The sequence below is a fragment of the Pseudomonas nicosulfuronedens genome (assembly GCF_005877905.1).
Classification (GTDB): Bacteria; Pseudomonadota; Gammaproteobacteria; order Pseudomonadales; family Pseudomonadaceae; genus Pseudomonas; species Pseudomonas nicosulfuronedens.
In genome coordinates, this window is sequence record NZ_SWDV01000003.1 from 264,542 (window position 1) to 282,838 (window position 18,297).

Consider the following 18,297-nt stretch of genomic DNA (forward strand, 5'->3'; position numbering starts at 1 on the left):
CGTCATGGATTTCAACGAATCCGCGGGTGACTTCGAGTCGACCCTGAAAAAACACGCGCGCGAGTTGGTCGAATGCCTCGAGCAGGGCGACGTGCAGACCGCCGTGCAACTGATCTCCGAGCTCAACCAGGCGCGCGATCGTGGGCTTTACCAGGAAGTGGGCAAGCTCACCCGTGAGCTGCACAACGCCATCGTCAACTTCCAGATCGACCCCAGCTCTCCGCGTGCCCAGGAAGTCTCGCAGATCGCCGACGCCACTGATCGCCTGTCCTACGTGGTGACGATGACCGAGAAAGCGGCCAACCGCACCATGGACCTGGTGGAAGAGTGCACCCCGGTGGTCATGCACATCGAGACCCAGGCCAAGGAACTGCAGGAAGACTGGTCACGGTTCATGCGTCGCGAACTGGGCCCCGAGGCCTTCCGTGACCTGGCCAAGCGTGTCGAGCAGTTCCTCTACATCAGCGCCCAGGACAGCCGCAAGCTCTCCGCGCACCTGAACGACATCCTGCTCGCGCAGGACTTCCAGGACCTCACCGGGCAAGTGATCAAGCGTGTCACCAAGCTGGTGACCGAGGTCGAGTCGAACCTGGTGAAGCTGGTCTGGATGGCGGGACAGGTCGATCGCTACGCCGGCATCGAGCATGACCACGAGAGCATGCGCGACGCGGTGGAAAAAGAAAGATCGTCCAAGGGTGAAGGTCCGCAGATTGCTGCCGATACAAGAAAGGACGTCGTATCCGGTCAGGACGATGTCGATGACCTGTTGTCCAGCCTTGGTTTTTAAGCGTCCGCTGACGCTGTAGAGGGAGCACCGAATGAGCTTCGACGCCGATGACGAAATCCTCCAGGACTTCCTGGTGGAGGCCGGCGAGATTCTCGAGCTACTGTCCGAACAACTGGTCGAGCTGGAAAGCCGCCCGGATGACATGGACCTGCTCAATGCAATCTTCCGTGGGTTCCATACCGTCAAAGGTGGTGCCGGCTTCCTCCAGCTGAATGCGCTGGTGGAGTGCTGCCACATCGCCGAGAACGTGTTCGACATGCTGCGCAAGGGCGAACGCCGCGTGGATGCCGAGCTGATGGACGTGATGCTGCAGGCGCTGGACACCGTCAACGTCATGTTCCAGCAGGTACGTGATGCCGAGGAGCCGACGCCGGCCACGCCCGAGCTGCTGGCCGCGCTGTCGCGCCTGGCTGACCCGAGCGCCGCTCCTGCCGAGGCTCCCGCGGCGGCCGTTGCCGAGCCCGTCGCGGAAGAAGCCCCGGCCGCTTATGGCGACATCACCGACGCCGAGTTCGAGCAGCTGATGGATGCCCTCGAACCGGCCGCCGAGGCACCTGCCGCGCCGGTTGGCGCGGGTGGTGACGACATCACCGACGACGAGTTCGAAGCGCTGCTCGACCAGCTGCATGGCAAGGGCCAGTTCAGCACTGCTGCCAAGGAGTCCGTCAGCGTGGCTCCGGCACCTGCTGCCGAGACGCCGGCCGCAGCTTCTGGTGACGAGATCAGCGACGACGAGTTCGAAGCACTGCTCGACCAGTTGCACGGCAAGGGCCAGTTCACTGGTGCCAAGGAAGAAGCCCCTGCTCCTGCCGAACCTGTTGCCGAGAAGAAAGCCGAGGAAGCTCCGGCGGCCGGCGGCGACGACAACATCACCGACGACGAATTCGAGAAGCTGCTCGACGAACTGCACGGCAAAGGCCAGTTCACCGGCGCAAAGGAAGAGCCGGTCGAGGCTGCCAAGCCGGCTACCGCAGCGCCCGCGCCCAAGCCTGCCGCCGCTCCGGCGCCGGCCGCTGCTGCCAAGCCTGCGTCCGCCAAGCCCGCCGCTGCCGCCGCCGAGAAACCGGCCAACGAAGCGGAAACCACCGTGCGCGTGGACACCGCCCGCCTGGACGAGATCATGAACATGGTCGGCGAACTGGTGCTGGTGCGTAACCGCCTGGTGCGCCTGGGCCTGAACAGCGGCGACGAGGCGATGGCCAAGGCCGTCTCCAACCTCGACGTGGTCACCGCCGACCTGCAGTCTTCGGTCATGAAGACCCGCATGCAGCCGATCAAGAAGGTCTTCGGCCGCTTCCCGCGCCAGGTCCGCGATCTGGCTCGCAACCTGAAGAAAGAGATCAACCTCGAGCTGATCGGCGAAGAAACCGACCTGGACAAGAACCTCGTCGAGGCCCTGGCCGACCCGCTGGTGCACCTGGTGCGCAACGCGGTGGACCACGGCATCGAAGGTCCTGACGAGCGCGAGGCTGCCGGCAAGTCGCGTTCGGGCAAGGTGGTGCTGTCCGCCGAGCAGGAAGGCGACCACATCCTGCTGTCGATCTCCGACGACGGCAAAGGCATGGACCCGGACGTTCTGCGCGCCAAGGCCGTAGAGAAGGGCCTGCTGGACAAGGACGCGGCCGATCGCCTGTCCGAGTCCGACTGCTACAACCTGATCTTCGCCCCGGGCTTCTCGACCAAGACCGAGATTTCCGACGTCTCCGGCCGCGGTGTCGGCATGGACGTGGTGAAGACCAAGATTTCCCAGCTCAACGGGATCATCAACATCTACTCGACCAAGGGCCAGGGCTCGAAGATCGTCATCAAGGTCCCGCTGACCCTGGCGATCATGCCGACCCTGATGGTGATGCTGGGTAACCAGGCCTTCGCCTTCCCGCTGGTCAACGTCAACGAGATCTTCCACCTCGACCTGTCGAACACCAACGTGGTCGACGGCCAGGAAGTGGTGATCGTCCGCGACAAGGCCCTGCCGTTGTTCTACCTCAAGCGCTGGCTGGTGCCGGGCGCGCAGTATGACGAGCCGGGCGAGGGGCACGTGGTGATCCTCTCCGTGGGCACTCAGCGCATCGGCTTCGTGGTCGACCAACTGGTGGGTCAGGAAGAGGTGGTGATCAAGCCGCTGGGCAAGATGCTGCAGGGCACGCCGGGTATGGCGGGGGCAACGATTACAGGGGACGGGCGCATCGCGCTGATCCTCGACGTGCCGAGCATGCTCAAGCGCTACGCCCGTCGTATCTGACCGCCATGGGTGGGCGCAGTCAATAAAACAAGCTGCGCTCGCTCGTGTGATGGAAGAAGTTTTTTTCAGGAGTGTCTATGGCTGTCAAAGTCCTGGTGGTGGACGATTCGGGGTTCTTCCGCCGCCGTGTCTCGGAGATTCTTTCGGCTGACCCGCAGATCCAGGTGGTCGGTACGGCGACCAACGGCCGCGAGGCAATCGATCAGGCGCTGGCGCTCAAGCCCGACGTGATCACCATGGACTACGAGATGCCGCTGATGGACGGCATCACCGCCGTGCGGACCATCATGCAACGCTGTCCGACGCCGGTCCTGATGTTCTCCTCGCTGACCCACGAGGGCGCGCGGGTGACCCTGGACGCGCTGGACGCCGGCGCCGTCGATTACCTGCCGAAGAATTTCGAGGACATCTCGCGCAACCCGGACAAGGTCCGCCAGCTGCTGTGCGAGAAGGTCCACACCATCGCCAAGAGCAACCGCCGCTTCGCCGCGTACGCTTCGTATTCGTCGAGCTCGGCCGCTCCGGCTTCGACTCCCGCTGCCGGCACGGCGCGCCCGACCGCTTCCGCTTCGGCGGGCGGCAGCCATGCGCCGGCCGCTCCGGCTCCGGCGACCTCCGCCGCCCCAAAGCGTAAGCCCTACCGGCTGGTAGCCATCGGCACTTCGACCGGTGGGCCGGTGGCGCTGCAGCGGGTCCTGACCCAGCTGCCTGCCAACTTCCCCGCGCCCCTGGTGCTGATCCAGCATATGCCGGCGGCCTTCACCAAGGCCTTTGCCGAGCGCCTGGACAAGCTGTGCAAGATCACCGTCAAGGAAGCCGAGGATGGCGACATCCTGCGTCCCGGCGTGGCCCTGCTGGCTCCCGGTGGCAAGCAGATGATGGTCGATGCTCGTGGCGCGATCCGTATCCTGCCGGGTGACGAACGCCTGAACTACAAGCCCTGCGTCGACGTGACCTTCGGTTCCGCGTCCAAGGCGTACGGCGACAAGGTCCTGGCAGTGGTTCTCACCGGCATGGGCGCCGACGGCCGCGAGGGCGCACGCATGCTCAAGCAGGGCGGCGCTCAGGTCTGGGCCCAGGATGAAGCCAGCTGCGTGATCTACGGCATGCCCATGGCGATCGCCAAGGCCGGCCTGGCCGATGCGGTGTTCAGCCTGGACGACATCGGCCGCCACCTGACCGAGGCCTGCGGCTGATGGATGTCCTCAGCCTGGTCGGCCTGATCCTCGCGCTGGTTGCCATCATCGGTGGCAACTTCCTCGAGGGCGGGCACGTCGGTGCCCTGGCGAACGGCCCGGCGGCACTGATCGTGGTGGGCGGCACCCTGGCCGCCGCGCTGCTGCAGACCCCGGTCGCGGTGCTCAAGCGCGCCGTGACCATGCTGCGCTGGATGGTCCTGCCGCCCAAGGTGGACTTGGTCGGCGGCATCAACCACGTGGTCGGCTGGAGCATGACGGCACGCAAGGAAGGCCTGCTGGGCCTGGAAACCGTCGCCGACGCCGAGCGTGACCCCTACGCGCGCAAGGGCCTGCAACTGCTGGTGGACGGCACCGAGCCCGAGGCCATCCGCAGCATTCTCGAAGTCGACCTGTTCAACCAGGAAAGCCGCGACCTGGCTGCCGCCAAGGTCTTCGAGGCCATGGGTGGCTACTCGCCGACCATCGGCATCATCGGCGCGGTGATGGGCCTGATCCACGTGATGGGCAACCTCGCCGACCCCAGCCAGCTGGGCAACGGCATCGCCGTTGCGTTCGTCGCCACCATCTACGGCGTGGGATTGGCCAACCTCCTGCTGCTGCCCATCGGCAACAAGCTGAAAAGTATCGTGCTGCGCCAGTCGTGCTACCGCGAAATGCTGATGGAGGGCCTGCTGTCCATCGCCGAGGGTGAGAACCCGCGCTCCATCGAGCTGAAGCTGCAAGGCTTCGTCGGCTGAGGAGGAGGGGATGCGCATGCCTCGCCGCAGACGTCATGAGGAACACGAGAATCACGAACGCTGGCTGGTGTCCTATGCGGACTTCATCACCCTGCTGTTCGCCTTCTTCGTGGTGATGTACTCGATCTCCTCGATCAACGAGGGCAAGTACAAGATCCTCTCGGAGACCCTGACCGGCGTATTCAACCAGCCGGACCGCTCGATTCGTCCGATCCCGGTTGGCGAGGAGCGCCCGCGCACCCAGCAGCCGGACCAGTCGATCACCGAGCCGGAGGACGAAGGCCAGGCCCAGGGCAGCCCCGATACCCTGCAGCAGATCAGCGACAGCGTGCGCCAGGCCTTCGGCGACCTGATTTCCACCGATCAGCTGTCGGTGCGCGGCAACGAGTTCTGGATCGAGATCACCCTCAATTCCAGCCTGCTGTTCCCTAGCGGCGATGCGATTCCCAATGACGCCGCCTTCGAGATCATCGAGAAGGTCGCCAGGATTCTGGCGCCTTACCGCAACCCGGTGCATGTCGAAGGCTTCACCGACAACGTACCGATCCATAATTCGCAGTACCCGACCAACTGGGAGCTGTCCGCGGCCCGCGCCGCCAGCATCGTCCGCATGCTCGCCCAGGACGGCCTCGACGCCGGTCGGCTGGCGGCGGTGGGCTATGGCGAATTCCAGCCAGTGGCGGACAATGCCACGGCGGACGGCCGCGCACGCAACCGCCGGGTGGTGCTGGTGATCTCCCGCAACCTGGAGGTGCGCCGCAGCATCAGCGGTGTGGGCAGCGGCAAGGCGCAGCCGGACCCGGCGTTGCGGCATGCTGGCACGCAACCTGCACCAGTGATTGCCAGTGAGGCGCCCGGCAGTGGCGCCGTCAATTCTTCGTCATCGGCAGGGGACTGAACGATATGAAAACCCTGATCCGATCCTGTGCATGCGGGGAGCCAGCACTATGAAAGTCTGGGCGGTAGCCAACCAGAAAGGTGGCGTCGGCAAGACCACATCCTCGATCGCATTGGCGGGCCTGCTGGCGGATGCCGGCAAGCGCGTGCTGATCGTCGACCTGGACCCCCACGGCTCGATGACCAGCTACTTCGGCCATGACCCGGACACCCTGGAGCACAGCGTATTCGACCTGTTCCTGCACCAGGGCAACGTGCCCGAGGGGCTGCCGGAATCGCTGCTGTTGCCCACCAGCCACGAACACATCCGCCTGCTGCCTTCGAGCACCGCGCTGGCCACCCTGGAGCGTCAGTCGCCCGGGCAGAACGGCCTGGGCCTGGTGATCGCCAAGAGCCTGGCGCAGCTGTGGAACGAATTCGACTACGCAATCATCGACAGCCCACCGCTGCTGGGCGTGCTGATGGTCAACGCCATGGCGGCCAGCCAGCACCTGGTGATCCCGGTGCAGACCGAATTCCTCGCCCTCAAGGGCCTGGAGCGCATGGTCAACACGCTGAAGATGGTTAACCGCTCGCGCAAGCAGGCGCTGCCGTTCACCATCGTGCCGACCCTGTTCGATCGCCGTACCCAGGCGTCGCTGGGCACTCTGCGGGTGCTGCGCGATACCTATCCGGATACGCTCTGGCAGGCGTTCATTCCGGTGGACACCAAGCTGCGTGATGCCAGCCGCCTGGGCATGGTGCCCTCGCGCAACGACAGCAACAGCCGTGGCGTGATCGCCTACCGCGCGCTGCTCAAGCATCTGCTGGCCCATGTGCCGGCGAGCCAGGTAGCCTGAGCATGTCGTTGCCCATGCCGGCCGGCCCGAACCAAAGAATCCGACGGATGCGCTCAAGAGCGGCGCGTCCGCTGCCGATAGGCTGGAATGTCACCTTGCGCGGTTATCCATCATGAGTCGTTCCGCTACCGCCACTCGCCCCCAGCTTGCGCTGCAGTCCTACCTGGACGCGCTGCTGCAGGAGGCCACTTTCGAAGACTTCGTCCCGGAACCGGTGGCGCAGCCTGTCGCCGTGCCTGTTGCTCCGGCTCCGGTCGCCCCGGTGGCGCTGGTCGTCAGCGAGCCGGTCGCGCCCTTGCTCGCCGAGCCTCAGGCTGCCGTCGTACAGGCGCCGGAAGCCAGTGTCAGCCTCGACGAATTCGAAGCGGCCGTACTCGAAGAACAGGTCCGTGATGCACGTTTGAACGTCGCCGCCCGAGCTCCGGTGGCCGAGCTGCGCCTGCCCGAGCCTGTGCCGGTCATCGAAGCGCCGGTGATCGCTGAGCCGACAGTCGATGAGCCGCCGGCGCAGATGGGCCAGGTCATCGACCTGCACCAGCCCGGCAGCGCCGAGATGCCTGCCGCGCCGCTGAAGCTGCTCGACGACGGTCGCCCGGTGTGGGCCGCCGAGCCCTTCGAGTGCCTGCTGTTCGACGTCGCCGGGCTGACCCTGGCGGTGCCGCTGGTTTGCCTGGGCTCCATCTATCCACTGGCGGGGCACGACCTGACCCCGCTGTTCGGCCAGCCTGACTGGTTCCTCGGCATCCTGCCGGGCCAGAACGGCAACCTGAAGGTACTCGACACCGCGCGCTGGGTGATGCCCGAGCGTTACCGCGACGACTACCGCGAGGGGCTGCAGTATGTGATTTCCGTGCAGGGCTACGAGTGGGGCCTCGCCGTACACCAGGTCAGCCGCTCTGTGCGCCTGGACCCGTCCGAGGTGAAGTGGCGCAGCCAGCGCCAGCAACGCCCGTGGCTGGCCGGCACGGTGATCGACCAGATGTGCGCGCTGCTCGACGTCTCGGCCCTGGCCGAACTGATCGCCAGCGGCGCGACCAAGCGCCTGCAGCCTTGAGGCCGGGCCGGAAAACCACCTGAATTGAAAGACAACCTCCGCGCCGCAGGCGGCGTGGAACCAGAAGAGGCGAGGGGATATGAAGAAAACGTCAGCGCAAGGTGCCGAAGATCCGATTCTGCAGTGGGTCACCTTCCGCCTGGACAATGAGACCTACGGCATCAACGTGATGCAGGTCCAGGAAGTGCTGCGCTACACCGAGATCGCGCCGGTTCCGGGTGCTCCGAGCTATGTGCTGGGCATCATCAACCTGCGCGGCAACGTGGTCACCGTGATCGACACCCGCCAGCGCTTCGGCCTCGACCCTGCGCCGGTCTCGGACAACACCCGCATCGTCATCATCGAAGCCGACAAGCAGGTGGTGGGCATCCTGGTCGACAGCGTTGCCGAGGTCGTCTACCTGCGCCAATCCGAGATCGAGACTGCGCCGAACGTGGGTAACGACGAATCGGCCAAGTTCATCCAGGGCGTCTGCAACAAGAACGGCGAACTGCTGATCCTGGTCGAGCTGGACAAGATGATGACCGAGGAAGAGTGGTCGGAGCTGGAGAGCATCTGAGGTGCTGATCGCTCTGGTTGTGCTCGGTATCGCCTGCGCCGGTCTTGCACTGGCCTGCGTCTGGCTGTCCGGCCGGCAGCGCGCCCAGGAGGCCCAGGCGGTGCAGCTGGCCAAGCAGCTGGCGGTGTTCGAGCAGCGTCTGAAGGAGCAGGGCAAGCGCATCGAGTCGTACCAGCAGATCAATATCCGCATGGGCGAGGAGCTGCGTGAGCTGAACAAGCAGGTCGCGCCGCTGCCCGAGCGTCTGGTGCGCATCGAGCAGCGCGACCCCACCAGCCTGTCCTTCAGCCAGGCCGCGCGCCTGGTCGGCATGGGCGCCAGCCCGGAAGACCTGACCCAGAGCTGCGGCCTGTCCCAGGCCGAAGCCGAACTGGTCGCCCGCCTGCATCAGGGCAAGGCGCGCGACTAGTACTGGTTGCCCCTGATTAGCGATCGTAGGCTTCGTACCTTTGCCTGACCTTGGACTTGCTACTGGATAAGCGATCCATGTGCCCGCAGGTCGGGCACCATCTTCCCGAGCGGATATTGCTGAATGCGCTGTGCCAGCTATGGCCTCGGTGACAGAGCCAATGCAGTTTTTCCTGGCATCGTATGTACTCGGCAGAAAGGCATTGACCGCCGCGCTCCGCAGCTATGCGTCGAGCGTCTTCGAGGGTTAGTCGCTGGGATTGCGTCAAACAGGCTTTGCACCAGCTACCAGCCAGGACGTGGGCGGCCTTGGTCTCCCACTCGTGGCCCTGGATGCATCGAAAGCGGTAGCGAGGATTGGCACCCACATACTCGTCGGCCAGGCACTCCCCGCCATGCCGTGCGGCCGCTTCGTGCAGCCTGGCCAGACCGTCCATTTGCCAGACAGCCAGATCGATCGGCCGGTGGCTGCAATAAGGGCACCAAAGATTGTCTTTCATGACAGATGAGCCTCGGGCTTGCCAGACATGCCCTTTGGCACAACGGAAGTCGTATTTCCTCATCAGTCCCAGGTACTGATCAGACAAGCAATTGCCGCCACGTCTTTTCGCTGCCTGTCGCAATCGCTTGAGGCCATCTTTGAGCAGCAGCGTATCAGCCAGCTTGAGCCGACCATTGTTGCAGACTGGGCAGCTTATGTTCGCCAATGCGGTGCGACCGGTACGCTCCCAGGTATGCCCTTGCGCGCACCGGAAGTGATGATTGGTTTTCTCTCCCAGCCACTCTTTGCTCAATAGCCGGATACCCGCGGTCCTGGCCGTGGAGCGCAGCAACTGCAGGCGCTGAGTCTTCAGGCACGTCTGGCATTCGGGCAGCTTCGATTGTTGGGTGAAGGGCCTCATGTAGCGCTTGATCTCATGGCCTTTACGACAACGGAACCAGTAGGTCGAGTCGAATCCCTTCCACTCCCCCAGCCGTTCCATGCCCACCCGTGCCACTTCGGCCTGCAAGTGGTCGTAACGTGCCTGGGCTGATGTCTCGTGTGGATAAGTCAGCGTCCGACTCATTCGGCCAACCTCTATTCGTTGATTCCAACTGACTGAAAGAAAAGATTTTTTTGTAGATCTGGTGTCCCGTCCAAGTGTCCAAACCATCTTCCCCGCCAGTTGGCGGGGTGGTTTTTCGTGGATGAGCCGTCGAAATGCTCCTCCGCTACCTCCCGCCCGTCAGTTTTTCGACTGACTGTCCCGCCGCAAACCTCCCGATTTCCTGTGTTTCTCGCTGCTGGCTCAGGCGAGTCCGCCTATTCCGTGGACAGGTAGTTTTCCAGTGGCGAATGCACAGTCACCGCTACCCGCTCAGATAGAAACCGTTCAGCAAACCGCCCCAGGCTTCGAACCATTCCACCCGTTTTGGCACGCGCTGATACGGATCGATGCCGTCCCAGGCTTCCGACGGCGTTTGTCCACTCAGGTTCTGGTGCGGCCGAACCGCGTTGTACCAGAAGGTGAAGTGTTTCAATGCCGTTTGCAGTTGCTTGTCATCCACGACGCGCCATTGATCGAGCTTGCGTTTCAGGGTGCCGAACAAACGTTCGATGCGCCCGTTCTGCCAAGGGCAACCGACCTCGCTGCGTTGGTGGCGAATACCGGCCCACCGCAATATTTTGGGAAATACCCAACCCGTGAATATCCGCTCGTTATCGGTTCGCAAGGCGCGCGGTTTTCCATAGCGTCCAATCGCCAGAAACAGATAACCCAGCAGCGTCCAGGCGGCTTTATTCGGCACGGCTTTCAATTCGAGCAAGCGCCGCGTGCCGTGATCGATCACGCCGATCAGGGTGTGCTGTTGTCCCTGGATATCCTGCTTGCCGGTCAGGTCCAGCGCCCACACAGCATTTCTCTTCAGTGATCTGGGCTGCCGTCGCCGCAACTCCCGCCTTTTGCACTCAATGGCATAACGCTCCCGGCGCAGGGTGTAGGCGACGAAGGACTTACTCACCGTTATCTGCCGTCGCCGAGCATGCAGGCGGTTGAAGGTATCGGCGATGCGCCGATAGCCCGCCTGGGGCATCAACGCCTTGAGGCAAATCAGTTCATCGATCACCCACTGAGGTTTACGCGGCAAGCGAATCGCCGCACCGCGTCGAGTTCTATGCCAACCGGAGCTTGGCGCAGGAAATTTTCTGAGTGTGAGGAAATGGAAGAGGCTGACCAGCCACCGCCGGATTGTCTGACACCGCTTGAACAAAACCATCGCATGCCCTTGGCGAACAGGATGCTTCGCACCGCCCTGGCGGAATGGTGGCATCGACCTGTGCGGATCAGGTCTGGATAGTTCAGTGCTGAGTGCGACGAATCTGGGAATGAGGTGGAGTGATGATTTTGTTAATCCGTGGCAAAGCCAAAAAATTCAATAGCGCACGTTTTAAAACGTTTCTCCGAAACCATTGCGGATTTTCTTCTTGAGAGGAAAAGGGGACAGATTTATTTTTCTACTCTAAAACTATGCGAAGGAAAAAGGGGACAGATTTATTTTCTACTCTAAAACTATGCGCAGAGTGAGGATTGGAGTGCGGGAAATAAATTTTCCCAATTTTCACCTGTATCAGGGCAAGGCGCGGGACTGAGCCCGCGCGCTGTCATGGTCAGCGTCGGTAGCCATTGGCCTCGATGGAGATCGCGTCTGAGCGGCATTCCTTGCGATCTCCGCTGCGTTGTGCGGCGAAGTGGCTGTCCAGGATTGCCTTGACTGTTCGTGCGCCCCTGAAGTCCCGGGGCAGGGTGATGCGCACTTCTTCCAGGTAGCCGCCGCGGCAGATCAACAGGACGTTGTTGGCCGCTGCCGTACTACCCAATTCATCGGTCAGTTTCGAATAGAGCTCCCGCTTCGATATCGTGCCGCCGACGTGTTCGCGGACATAGCTGCCTGGAGCCGAGTCGTTGAAGGATTTCGTCAGGTCCACCGCCAGGCGGAAATAGTCGTCGTCGGACAGGCTCGTCTGGCAGACGCCGTGCTTCTTCCATTCGTAGTTGCCGAATTGGGTGCTGAACTGGAAGTTGGGCATCCACGGCTTGATGTACTCCAGGGTCGAGTTGCTCAGCTCCAGGGATGCCCCTCGGCAGTTGCCGTAGCGCTTGCCGCATGGCGTCTTGTTCGGCCACAACCCGTGCAATGTGAAGTTCGACACCGCCAACCGGCCATCCTTCATGGCCTGGCACTCGGGCTTTGCGCCACCAGCCGGGTTATGCACGCAGAAGCCTGGCTGCCAGGTCAGGGCCAGCACGTAGCTGTCGTAGGTGTCGGCGATGCTGCACTGGGCGGCTGCGCCACTGCCGAGCTGCAGCCCGGTGACCGTGCCGCAGTCTGCCGATACCCAGCGCACGTCGTTTCCCCCGCCAGGAATCCGTAGCCGGACCCACTGGTACTCTTCCTTGTTGACCTCCAGGACCCGGTAGGTCTCGCCGGGCTGGACGAAGCGAGAGCCGGGATTGGTGCCGTTCTTGAAGGACTGGTAGGCCTCGCAGCGGGTCGATGCCTCGAAAGTCCCCTGGGTCGCCTCAACGGCGTGCGCAGTGAAGAACGGAGCAAGCGACAGGGCGGCGAGTAGCCCGAGCGCGGTGTATTTCCCTGTCATGTTCCATCCATTTGACGGGTGCGGTAGGGGCGGTCTATTGATCCAGGCTGAGCACTTTTCCCTGCCGGGAGAACCAGTGCATATCGAATTCGACGCCGCCGGCTCTTGGGCGCTCGAGCTTCTGCGCCATGAGTACCCGCTCGCCGTCGGTCCTGAGGGTAATCATGCCGTAGGTGGCGACGACCCGCTCCTTGGCGCTCAGCAGCGTATCGATTTCCTTGCCGATCTGCTTCCTGCGCTTTTCGCTGGCAGCCGGAAATTCGTCGAACAGCTTGCGTATCTTGTCGCTGTTGTAGGGGCTCAGGGATCTGAATTCCGGTGACGAACGCATCAGCTCGGTGCTGAAGATGCAGGGTCGTTCTCCGCGACTATGCCTGCCGATTGCGCCGAGCGTGTCTGGACGCGGGTGGCAGTGGGGCTCTTCGTCGCCACTGGAGATGACGGTGGCTGCGGCGTTGATGGCACGCAGGAAGGTGGTGGAGAAGTCGGCCGAACCGTGGTGACAGGATTTGGCGATATCGGCACCGAAATGCTTTCTCGCAATCGCCAGGTAGTCCGCCCACTCGGTTGCGCTGGCATTCTCCGACGGAGCGTCGCGTTTTGTCTTCTGCTTCAGGAGGTGGTTTTCTGCCGGGGTGTTCAGGTCGCCGCCCAGCAGGAAGCGCAACTCACCGTAACGCAACAGCAGAACGATGGAGTGGCCGTTCTTGGACTCGCCGAGGGTGTTGCCGAGCTTGGGGAGGCCCAGCCTGCCTCCCGCTTCCAGCGGAATGGGGCCGAGGATTTCGATGCTCAATGGCTTCCGGCCGTCTGCACGGGGACTTTGATCGAAGCCCGGCAGGTAGTTGTCCAGGGCCGTGATCCCCTGGGTGCGTTGTGGGCCGGCGGCTTTCAGTACTTGCAGGTATTTCGACGAGTCGCCTGGGTGTTCGGCCAGCAGTTTCTCGAGGTCTTCCGGCGCGCGGATCAGCTCCGTATAACAGGCGGTGCCTTGGATATCCTCCCTTTCGCCAAGACCGCCTGCCGTCGAAGCGGCTTTCCGCTGGACCAGTGTGTTGTGGTAGATGCGTTCGAAGCTGAAGTGGGGGCTCTCGAACAGCGTCGCGAAACCGCCATAGTGGTCCTCATCGCCGTGACTCATGACCGCAAACTTGAAGCCGACCTTTTTCGGATCGCTGCCGGGGCGGCCAACTCGCAGATTGAAGCGCCAGGAGAGGAACCGCAGCATATTGCTGCCAGCGCCTGCATCCACCAGCGCGAACTCGTTGTCAGGGGTGACGATGAACGCGCCATCGCCCTGGCCGACATCGACGAAGTTGATTTCCAGCAGCCGTTCGGGCGTCGTCCTGTCGCGCCGCAGCCAGCCGCGCTCGCGGCGAGCTTCGACCTCCAGCCAGTCGCCGTGGTCCTGTTGCACCACGATTTCATCGCCCCAGAGCAACTGCTGGATGGGTTTGCCGTCCTGAGCATCGAGAATGAAGACGTTTTTCGGGCCTGCGAAAACCAGATCGTTCGCCATGCTGCACCTCTTGTGCTGATGTCCGTACCGTGGGATGGGGAATCGGCGTCAGGACTGGCAGCGCAAGCAGTCGTAGTGGACTGATGTGCACCTCTGAGCGGGCGTCGTTCGGTATAGATGGCCTGTTGATATCGGGCAAGGTTGGCCGGGCTGCGGGGTTGACGATTGACTGGCCGGGGGACCTGGGGCGCTGGCGCTTGTCGTGGTGACGGTGCTCTGGATCGCGTGGTGATTGAAGTGAGACCGCCTGTCGGGATTCCTGATTTGTAGGAATTCCGCTACATGCGATTAGGACTCGTCTGATAAGAAAAGCGGCAAATCGTCGCTAAATTGGCCTCGTCAAAATTTTTCGAGGCCATCGATATGGCAACCATTTCCCGTAGGGCCATGGTGCTGTGCTCGCACCCCGGCCGGCTGTTGAACTACAGCGTGCTGCTCAATCGCCTGGAGTTCTACCACCTGAGCCTGTGCCTGAACCTGGACGAAGTGCGCAAGGCGCTCTCGGGTCGGCAGCGCTACAGCCTGTTCATCCATGATGACTTCCGCCCCGGCCCCAACGAGCTGATGAGCCTGAAGGCGCTTAGCCAGAGCAATACCTTCCGCCAGTTCCTGTTGGTAGGGAACTACAGTGCCGAGGAGAAGCGTGGCCTGATGCAGTGGGCCTGGGCTAACCGCGTACCGTTGCTGGATGTGCTGGACAAGCCGTTGTCCCTGGCGCAGCTGCGTGAAGTGACCGGCAGCATGGTGCTCTATCACAGCGAAGACCAGCAGCCGATCCGCAAGTCGGTGGGGGAGTTCCGTGACTTCGCTCCGGCCGCTGACTTGCCGCCGGCCCGCATCGGTTGCGAGTGCCGCGGCTGAGAAGGACTACCTGCGCCGGGAGTCCGGGCCTTCCAGCAACAGGGGCATCGCGTCGGGCGGTGCCCCTGGCTTGTCGTTCAGCGGGCTCTTGCCCTTGAGGTACCAGGCGAAGGCAATGACCTCGGCGATGGTGCGGTAAAGCGCTTCGGGAATCGCGTCTCCCAGTTCCAGGCGCGCCAGCAGGCGCACCAGCTCGCCATTCTCGTAGATCGGCACCTCGTGGTGGCGGGCGATGGCGAGGATGGTTTCCGCCAGTTCATCGTCGCCCTTGGCGGTGAGGGTCGGCGCGCTCTGCCCGTCGTAGTTGAGTGCGATGGCCTGGCGTGGTGCCTTTCTGGGCTTCTTCATGCGGTCTCGTCCACCCAGCGTTGTTCCACCGCCGTGCGCGCGCCCTGGGGCGGCTTGCCCTGGCGGCAGCTCAGCTCGCCCACGGTAAGGCCGGCGTCGTTCAGGCGTTGGCGCAGCGTGCCCAGTTCGCCATCGATGAGGTTGGCGGTGGCGGCGTGTTCGGCCCACAGTTGGGTGCCGATGCTGCCGTGGGCCAGAGTGGCCTGGACTTGCAGCGGGCCAAGGCTGTCCAGGTCGAAGGCTAGATCGACGCGCCAGAGCATTTCGCGCGTCTGCTGCTCGCGCTCGCTTGCCGGGCTGTCTTTTTCTTCCTGCTGGATACGCACCTGGATCGGCACCATCTGCTGTTGATGGCGCAGGGGGATTTCCAGCTGCCAGGTATTCACTACCGTGCCATCGGGTAGCACGTCGCTTTGCGCCAGGCTGCCCAACTGGTGGGTCTGCAGGCGAGAGACCGCAGCGGCGGCCAGCTTGAGCAGCGATTCGAGATCGCCTTCTTCTTCCAGCTCATTGGCCAGCCGGCCGGGGAGCGGAAAGCTGACCGGTGGCGGTGTGCGCCCACTGGTCTGGCCAATCACGCCGAGGGCATTGCGTACGAACGCCGGCATGGCTTGTGCCAGGTTGTTGGCGCCGGCCAGGGCGGTGCCCGGCAGGTTGCCGAGCACCGCCGCTGCCGTTCCACCCTGGACGGTAGGCAGCAGTTGGGCGATCAGCCGCAGCAGGTTGGCCTTGAGATCCTGGGGCAAACCCTCCACTCCGCGCAGCAGCTGCCCTTCGAGGAAGGCGCCGCTTTGCTGGAAGGCCTGGGCCACGCCCTTGGCATCACTGAGCTGGCGGATGTCGGGCAGCGCGCCGAGCAACTTGTCCACCGACTGGCGCAATTCCGGGCTCAAGTCCGGGTTGTTGCCGACGCCTTGCAGTGCCTTGAACAGGTTATCCAGCGGGCCCTGGCGGTTCTGCTGGGCGCCGAGTTGAAGGCTCAGGTCGAGCTGGTCCAGGCGGGCGTTCATGGGCAGGAACTGCAGGGCCTGCTGGTCCTGCACGCGGGCGCTGAGCAGGCTGTTGAGCGGTAACGGGTTGGGTGATTCGAGGCTCAGCTGGCGCCCGGCCAGCGGCGTGTTGAGCAGGGTTACCAGCACCTTGTAGACCACCTGTTCGGCCTTGCCCTGGGCGATCAATTGGCTGGCGTCCACCTTGCCCTGGATCAGCGTGCCAACCGGCAGCACATCGAGGTCGAGACTGCCCAGCGGTGCCTGGCTGGCGCCGCCAAGGCCGAGTGGGCCGAGGCTTGGTTGGGTCAGCAGGGTGGCGGCGAGGCTGGTCTGGTTCAGCGTCGAAAGTTGCAGGGTGCTGCCCTTGGGCAGCGCCTGCGGGCTTTCCGCCACCAGCAGGGCTTGCTGGCCGCTGGCCATGGTCAGGCGCAGCAGCAGCTGGAAATTCACCTGCCCGTCGCGCACAGCCAGTACTTCCGCGTGGGCCTTGTCTCCGGGCGGCAACAGGTCGCCGAGACTCTGCGCGAGCTTGAGCGTCAGCTCGGCCGCGCTCTGCGTGCTGCGCAGCGACGGGGTAGGCGGTAGCGGACGGGAAGCGCCAATTTCACTCGGCATCGTGGACCTGCAGGCGGCGTGACGGGGGTGCGCCCAGTGTATCGGCGGCGGTTGCGCGCACTTTAGACCGTCCGGCGGCAGGAGGGCAGGGCGGCGGCTGCGCATAGACCCAGCTCAAGGTGCGCTGATTTGACGTTACACCCTGTCGAAAAACCTGACGTCGGGCGTAGGAACGGCTGTGTATAATGCGCCGCCCGAGGCCGTGCTTGGCGGCCCGCGCGGTATGGCCGCTTTTTTGCACCACTGACTGTTTTCTGCCCGACGGTTGCCGATGCCCTTGAACCATCCCCTCCTCGAAACCGTGGCGCTCGCCTGCGAGCGGGACTGGCGCATGCTGTTCGAGCGTCTCGATTTGCGACTGGGCGCCGGCGAAATGCTACAGATCGTCGGCCCCAACGGCAGCGGCAAGACCAGCCTGCTGCGCCTGCTCAGCGGGCTGATGCAGCCCACTGCCGGCGAGGTGCTGCTCAATGGCAAGCCGCTGATCGAGCAGCGCCATGAACTGGCTCGCCTGCTGCTGTGGATAGGCCACGCCGCCGGCATCAAAGGCCTGCTCACCGCCGAGGAAAACCTTGCCTGGCTCTGCGCCCTGCACCAGCCGGCCAACCGCGATGCCATCTGGCAAGCACTGGAAGCCGTTGGCCTGCGCGGCTTCGAGGACGTTCCCTGCCATACCCTGTCCGCCGGCCAGCAGCGCCGCGTGGCCCTGGCGCGCCTTTACCTGGACGCGCCGCCGCTGTGGATCCTCGACGAACCCTTTACCGCCCTGGACAAGCAGGGCGTGGCGCAGCTGGAAGAGCACCTGGCTGGCCATTGCGAACGCGGTGGCCTGGTCGTGCTGACTACCCACCACACCCTCGAACGCATGCCGCAAGGCTACCGCGCCCTCGACCTCGGCCAGCACGCACGGGAGGTGGCGGCGCGATGAGCAACGTCTTCACCCTGCTGCTCGCCCGCGAAGCGCGCCTGCTGTTCCGCCGTCCGGCGGAGCTGGCTAATCCTTTGGTGTTCTTCGCCATCGTCATCGCGCTGTTCCCGCTGGCGGTCGGCCCCGAATCGGAAATGCTCAAGAACCTCTCGCCGGGGCTGGTCTGGGTCGCGGCTTTGCTGGCGGTGCTGCTGTCGCTGGATGGCCTGTTCCGCAGCGATTTCGAGGATGGTTCTTTAGAACAGTGGGTCCTTTCGCCGCACCCTCTGCCACTACTGGTCCTGGCCAAAGTGCTGGCACACTGGCTGGTTTCAGGGCTGGCCCTGGTGCTGCTGTCACCGCTGTTCGCCCTGATGCTGGGCTTGCCGGCGCGCTGCCTGCCGGACCTGCTGCTGTCGCTACTGCTGGGCACCCCGGTGCTGAGTCTGCTGGGCGCCGTGGGCGCGGCGCTCACCGTGGGCCTGAAGCGAGGCGGCCTGCTGCTGGCCTTGCTGATCCTGCCGCTCTACATTCCGGTGCTGATCCTGGGCAGCGGAGCACTGCAGGCGTCGCTGCAGGGGCTGCCCACCGCCGGGCACCTGTTGTGGTTGGCCAGCCTGACGGCGTTAGCATTGACGCTGACGCCCTTTGCCATCGCCGCCGGGCTGAAGATCAGCGTCGGCGAGTGAACGAACG

At 63.7% G+C, this 18,297-nt stretch carries 18 protein-coding genes; 12 read left to right on the forward strand and 6 right to left on the reverse strand.

Features of this window, described 5'->3' with window-relative positions; genetic code table 11:
- The first annotated feature begins 4 nt into the window (after positions 1 to 4).
- The 9 genes from FAS41_RS05130 (at position 5) to FAS41_RS05170 (ending at position 8,723) form a co-directional block, all read left to right on the forward strand.
- Positions 5 to 787, forward strand: a complete 783-nt coding sequence (locus FAS41_RS05130; RefSeq protein ID WP_138520542.1) for a protein phosphatase CheZ — start codon at positions 5 to 7, stop codon at positions 785 to 787.
- Between the two features lie 31 nt (positions 788 to 818).
- Positions 819 to 3,029, forward strand: a complete 2,211-nt coding sequence (locus tag FAS41_RS05135; protein WP_138520543.1) for a chemotaxis protein CheA — start codon at positions 819 to 821, stop codon at positions 3,027 to 3,029.
- A gap of 77 nt (positions 3,030 to 3,106) precedes the next feature.
- The gene (locus FAS41_RS05140; protein WP_138520544.1) at positions 3,107 to 4,225 is read left to right on the forward strand and encodes a protein-glutamate methylesterase/protein-glutamine glutaminase; all 1,119 of its coding nucleotides are present in this window, start codon (positions 3,107 to 3,109) and stop codon (positions 4,223 to 4,225) included.
- The gene (locus FAS41_RS05145; protein WP_138520545.1) at positions 4,225 to 4,965 is read left to right on the forward strand and encodes a flagellar motor protein; all 741 of its coding nucleotides are present in this window, start codon (positions 4,225 to 4,227) and stop codon (positions 4,963 to 4,965) included. Before FAS41_RS05140 ends, FAS41_RS05145 begins: the two co-directional genes overlap by 1 nt.
- 16 nt (positions 4,966 to 4,981) lie before the next feature.
- Positions 4,982 to 5,863 carry a flagellar motor protein MotD gene (gene motD / locus FAS41_RS05150; RefSeq protein ID WP_138520546.1) on the forward strand — a complete coding sequence of 294 codons (882 nt, stop codon included), beginning with the start codon at positions 4,982 to 4,984 and terminating at the stop codon, positions 5,861 to 5,863.
- Between the two features lie 49 nt (positions 5,864 to 5,912).
- Complete coding sequence (locus FAS41_RS05155) at positions 5,913 to 6,701, forward strand: ParA family protein (RefSeq protein ID WP_138520547.1); 789 nt, start codon at positions 5,913 to 5,915, stop codon at positions 6,699 to 6,701.
- A gap of 112 nt (positions 6,702 to 6,813) precedes the next feature.
- Positions 6,814 to 7,755, forward strand: a complete 942-nt coding sequence (locus FAS41_RS05160) for a CheW domain-containing protein (RefSeq protein ID WP_138520548.1) — start codon at positions 6,814 to 6,816, stop codon at positions 7,753 to 7,755.
- A gap of 79 nt (positions 7,756 to 7,834) precedes the next feature.
- A complete protein-coding gene (locus FAS41_RS05165) occupies positions 7,835 to 8,314 on the forward strand; it encodes a chemotaxis protein CheW (protein ID WP_138520549.1) in 480 nt (159 codons plus the stop codon).
- A 1-nt stretch (position 8,315) separates the two neighbouring features.
- Positions 8,316 to 8,723 (forward strand): DUF2802 domain-containing protein, encoded by a 408-nt coding sequence (locus tag FAS41_RS05170; protein ID WP_138520550.1) that lies wholly within the window; start codon positions 8,316 to 8,318, stop codon positions 8,721 to 8,723.
- A gap of 16 nt (positions 8,724 to 8,739) precedes the next feature.
- Here the strand turns inward: FAS41_RS05170 and FAS41_RS05175 are convergent, their stop codons facing one another.
- The 4 genes from FAS41_RS05175 to FAS41_RS05190 form a co-directional block, all read right to left on the reverse strand.
- Positions 8,740 to 9,789: a hypothetical protein gene (locus tag FAS41_RS05175; protein WP_138520551.1), complete on the reverse strand. Its 1,050-nt coding sequence runs from the start codon at positions 9,787 to 9,789 to the stop codon at positions 8,740 to 8,742.
- Between the two features lie 283 nt (positions 9,790 to 10,072).
- Positions 10,073 to 11,032, reverse strand: coding sequence for an integrase core domain-containing protein (locus FAS41_RS05180; protein ID WP_138520552.1), 960 nt, complete (start codon positions 11,030 to 11,032; stop codon positions 10,073 to 10,075).
- A gap of 337 nt (positions 11,033 to 11,369) precedes the next feature.
- A complete protein-coding gene (locus tag FAS41_RS05185; RefSeq protein WP_138520553.1) occupies positions 11,370 to 12,359 on the reverse strand; it encodes a ribonuclease T2 family protein in 990 nt (329 codons plus the stop codon).
- 34 nt (positions 12,360 to 12,393) lie between these two features.
- Positions 12,394 to 13,878 (reverse strand): ComEC/Rec2 family competence protein, encoded by a 1,485-nt coding sequence (locus tag FAS41_RS05190; protein WP_138520554.1) that lies wholly within the window; start codon positions 13,876 to 13,878, stop codon positions 12,394 to 12,396.
- 363 nt (positions 13,879 to 14,241) lie between these two features.
- On the opposite strand from FAS41_RS05190, the gene FAS41_RS05195 reads away from it, so the two are divergent.
- Positions 14,242 to 14,739 carry a hypothetical protein gene (locus tag FAS41_RS05195; protein ID WP_246084812.1) on the forward strand — a complete coding sequence of 166 codons (498 nt, stop codon included), beginning with the start codon at positions 14,242 to 14,244 and terminating at the stop codon, positions 14,737 to 14,739.
- Between the two features lie 6 nt (positions 14,740 to 14,745).
- On the opposite strand, the gene FAS41_RS05200 is transcribed toward FAS41_RS05195, so the two are convergent.
- Positions 14,746 to 15,087, reverse strand: a complete 342-nt coding sequence (locus tag FAS41_RS05200; RefSeq protein WP_138520555.1) for an EscU/YscU/HrcU family type III secretion system export apparatus switch protein — start codon at positions 15,085 to 15,087, stop codon at positions 14,746 to 14,748.
- Positions 15,084 to 16,694, reverse strand: coding sequence for a flagellar hook-length control protein FliK (gene fliK, locus FAS41_RS05205; RefSeq protein ID WP_138520556.1), 1,611 nt, complete (start codon positions 16,692 to 16,694; stop codon positions 15,084 to 15,086). Before fliK ends, FAS41_RS05200 begins: the two co-directional genes overlap by 4 nt.
- A gap of 271 nt (positions 16,695 to 16,965) precedes the next feature.
- On the opposite strand from fliK, the gene ccmA reads away from it, so the two are divergent.
- Together ccmA and ccmB are read left to right on the forward strand one after the other, a co-directional pair.
- On the forward strand, positions 16,966 to 17,622 hold the full coding sequence (gene ccmA, locus FAS41_RS05210; RefSeq protein WP_138520557.1) for a cytochrome c biogenesis heme-transporting ATPase CcmA: 657 nt from the start codon (positions 16,966 to 16,968) through the stop codon (positions 17,620 to 17,622).
- Positions 17,619 to 18,290, forward strand: a complete 672-nt coding sequence (ccmB, locus tag FAS41_RS05215) for a heme exporter protein CcmB (protein WP_054907301.1) — start codon at positions 17,619 to 17,621, stop codon at positions 18,288 to 18,290. The genes ccmA and ccmB overlap by 4 nt, the downstream gene beginning before the upstream one ends.
- Positions 18,291 to 18,297: the final 7 nt, after the last annotated feature.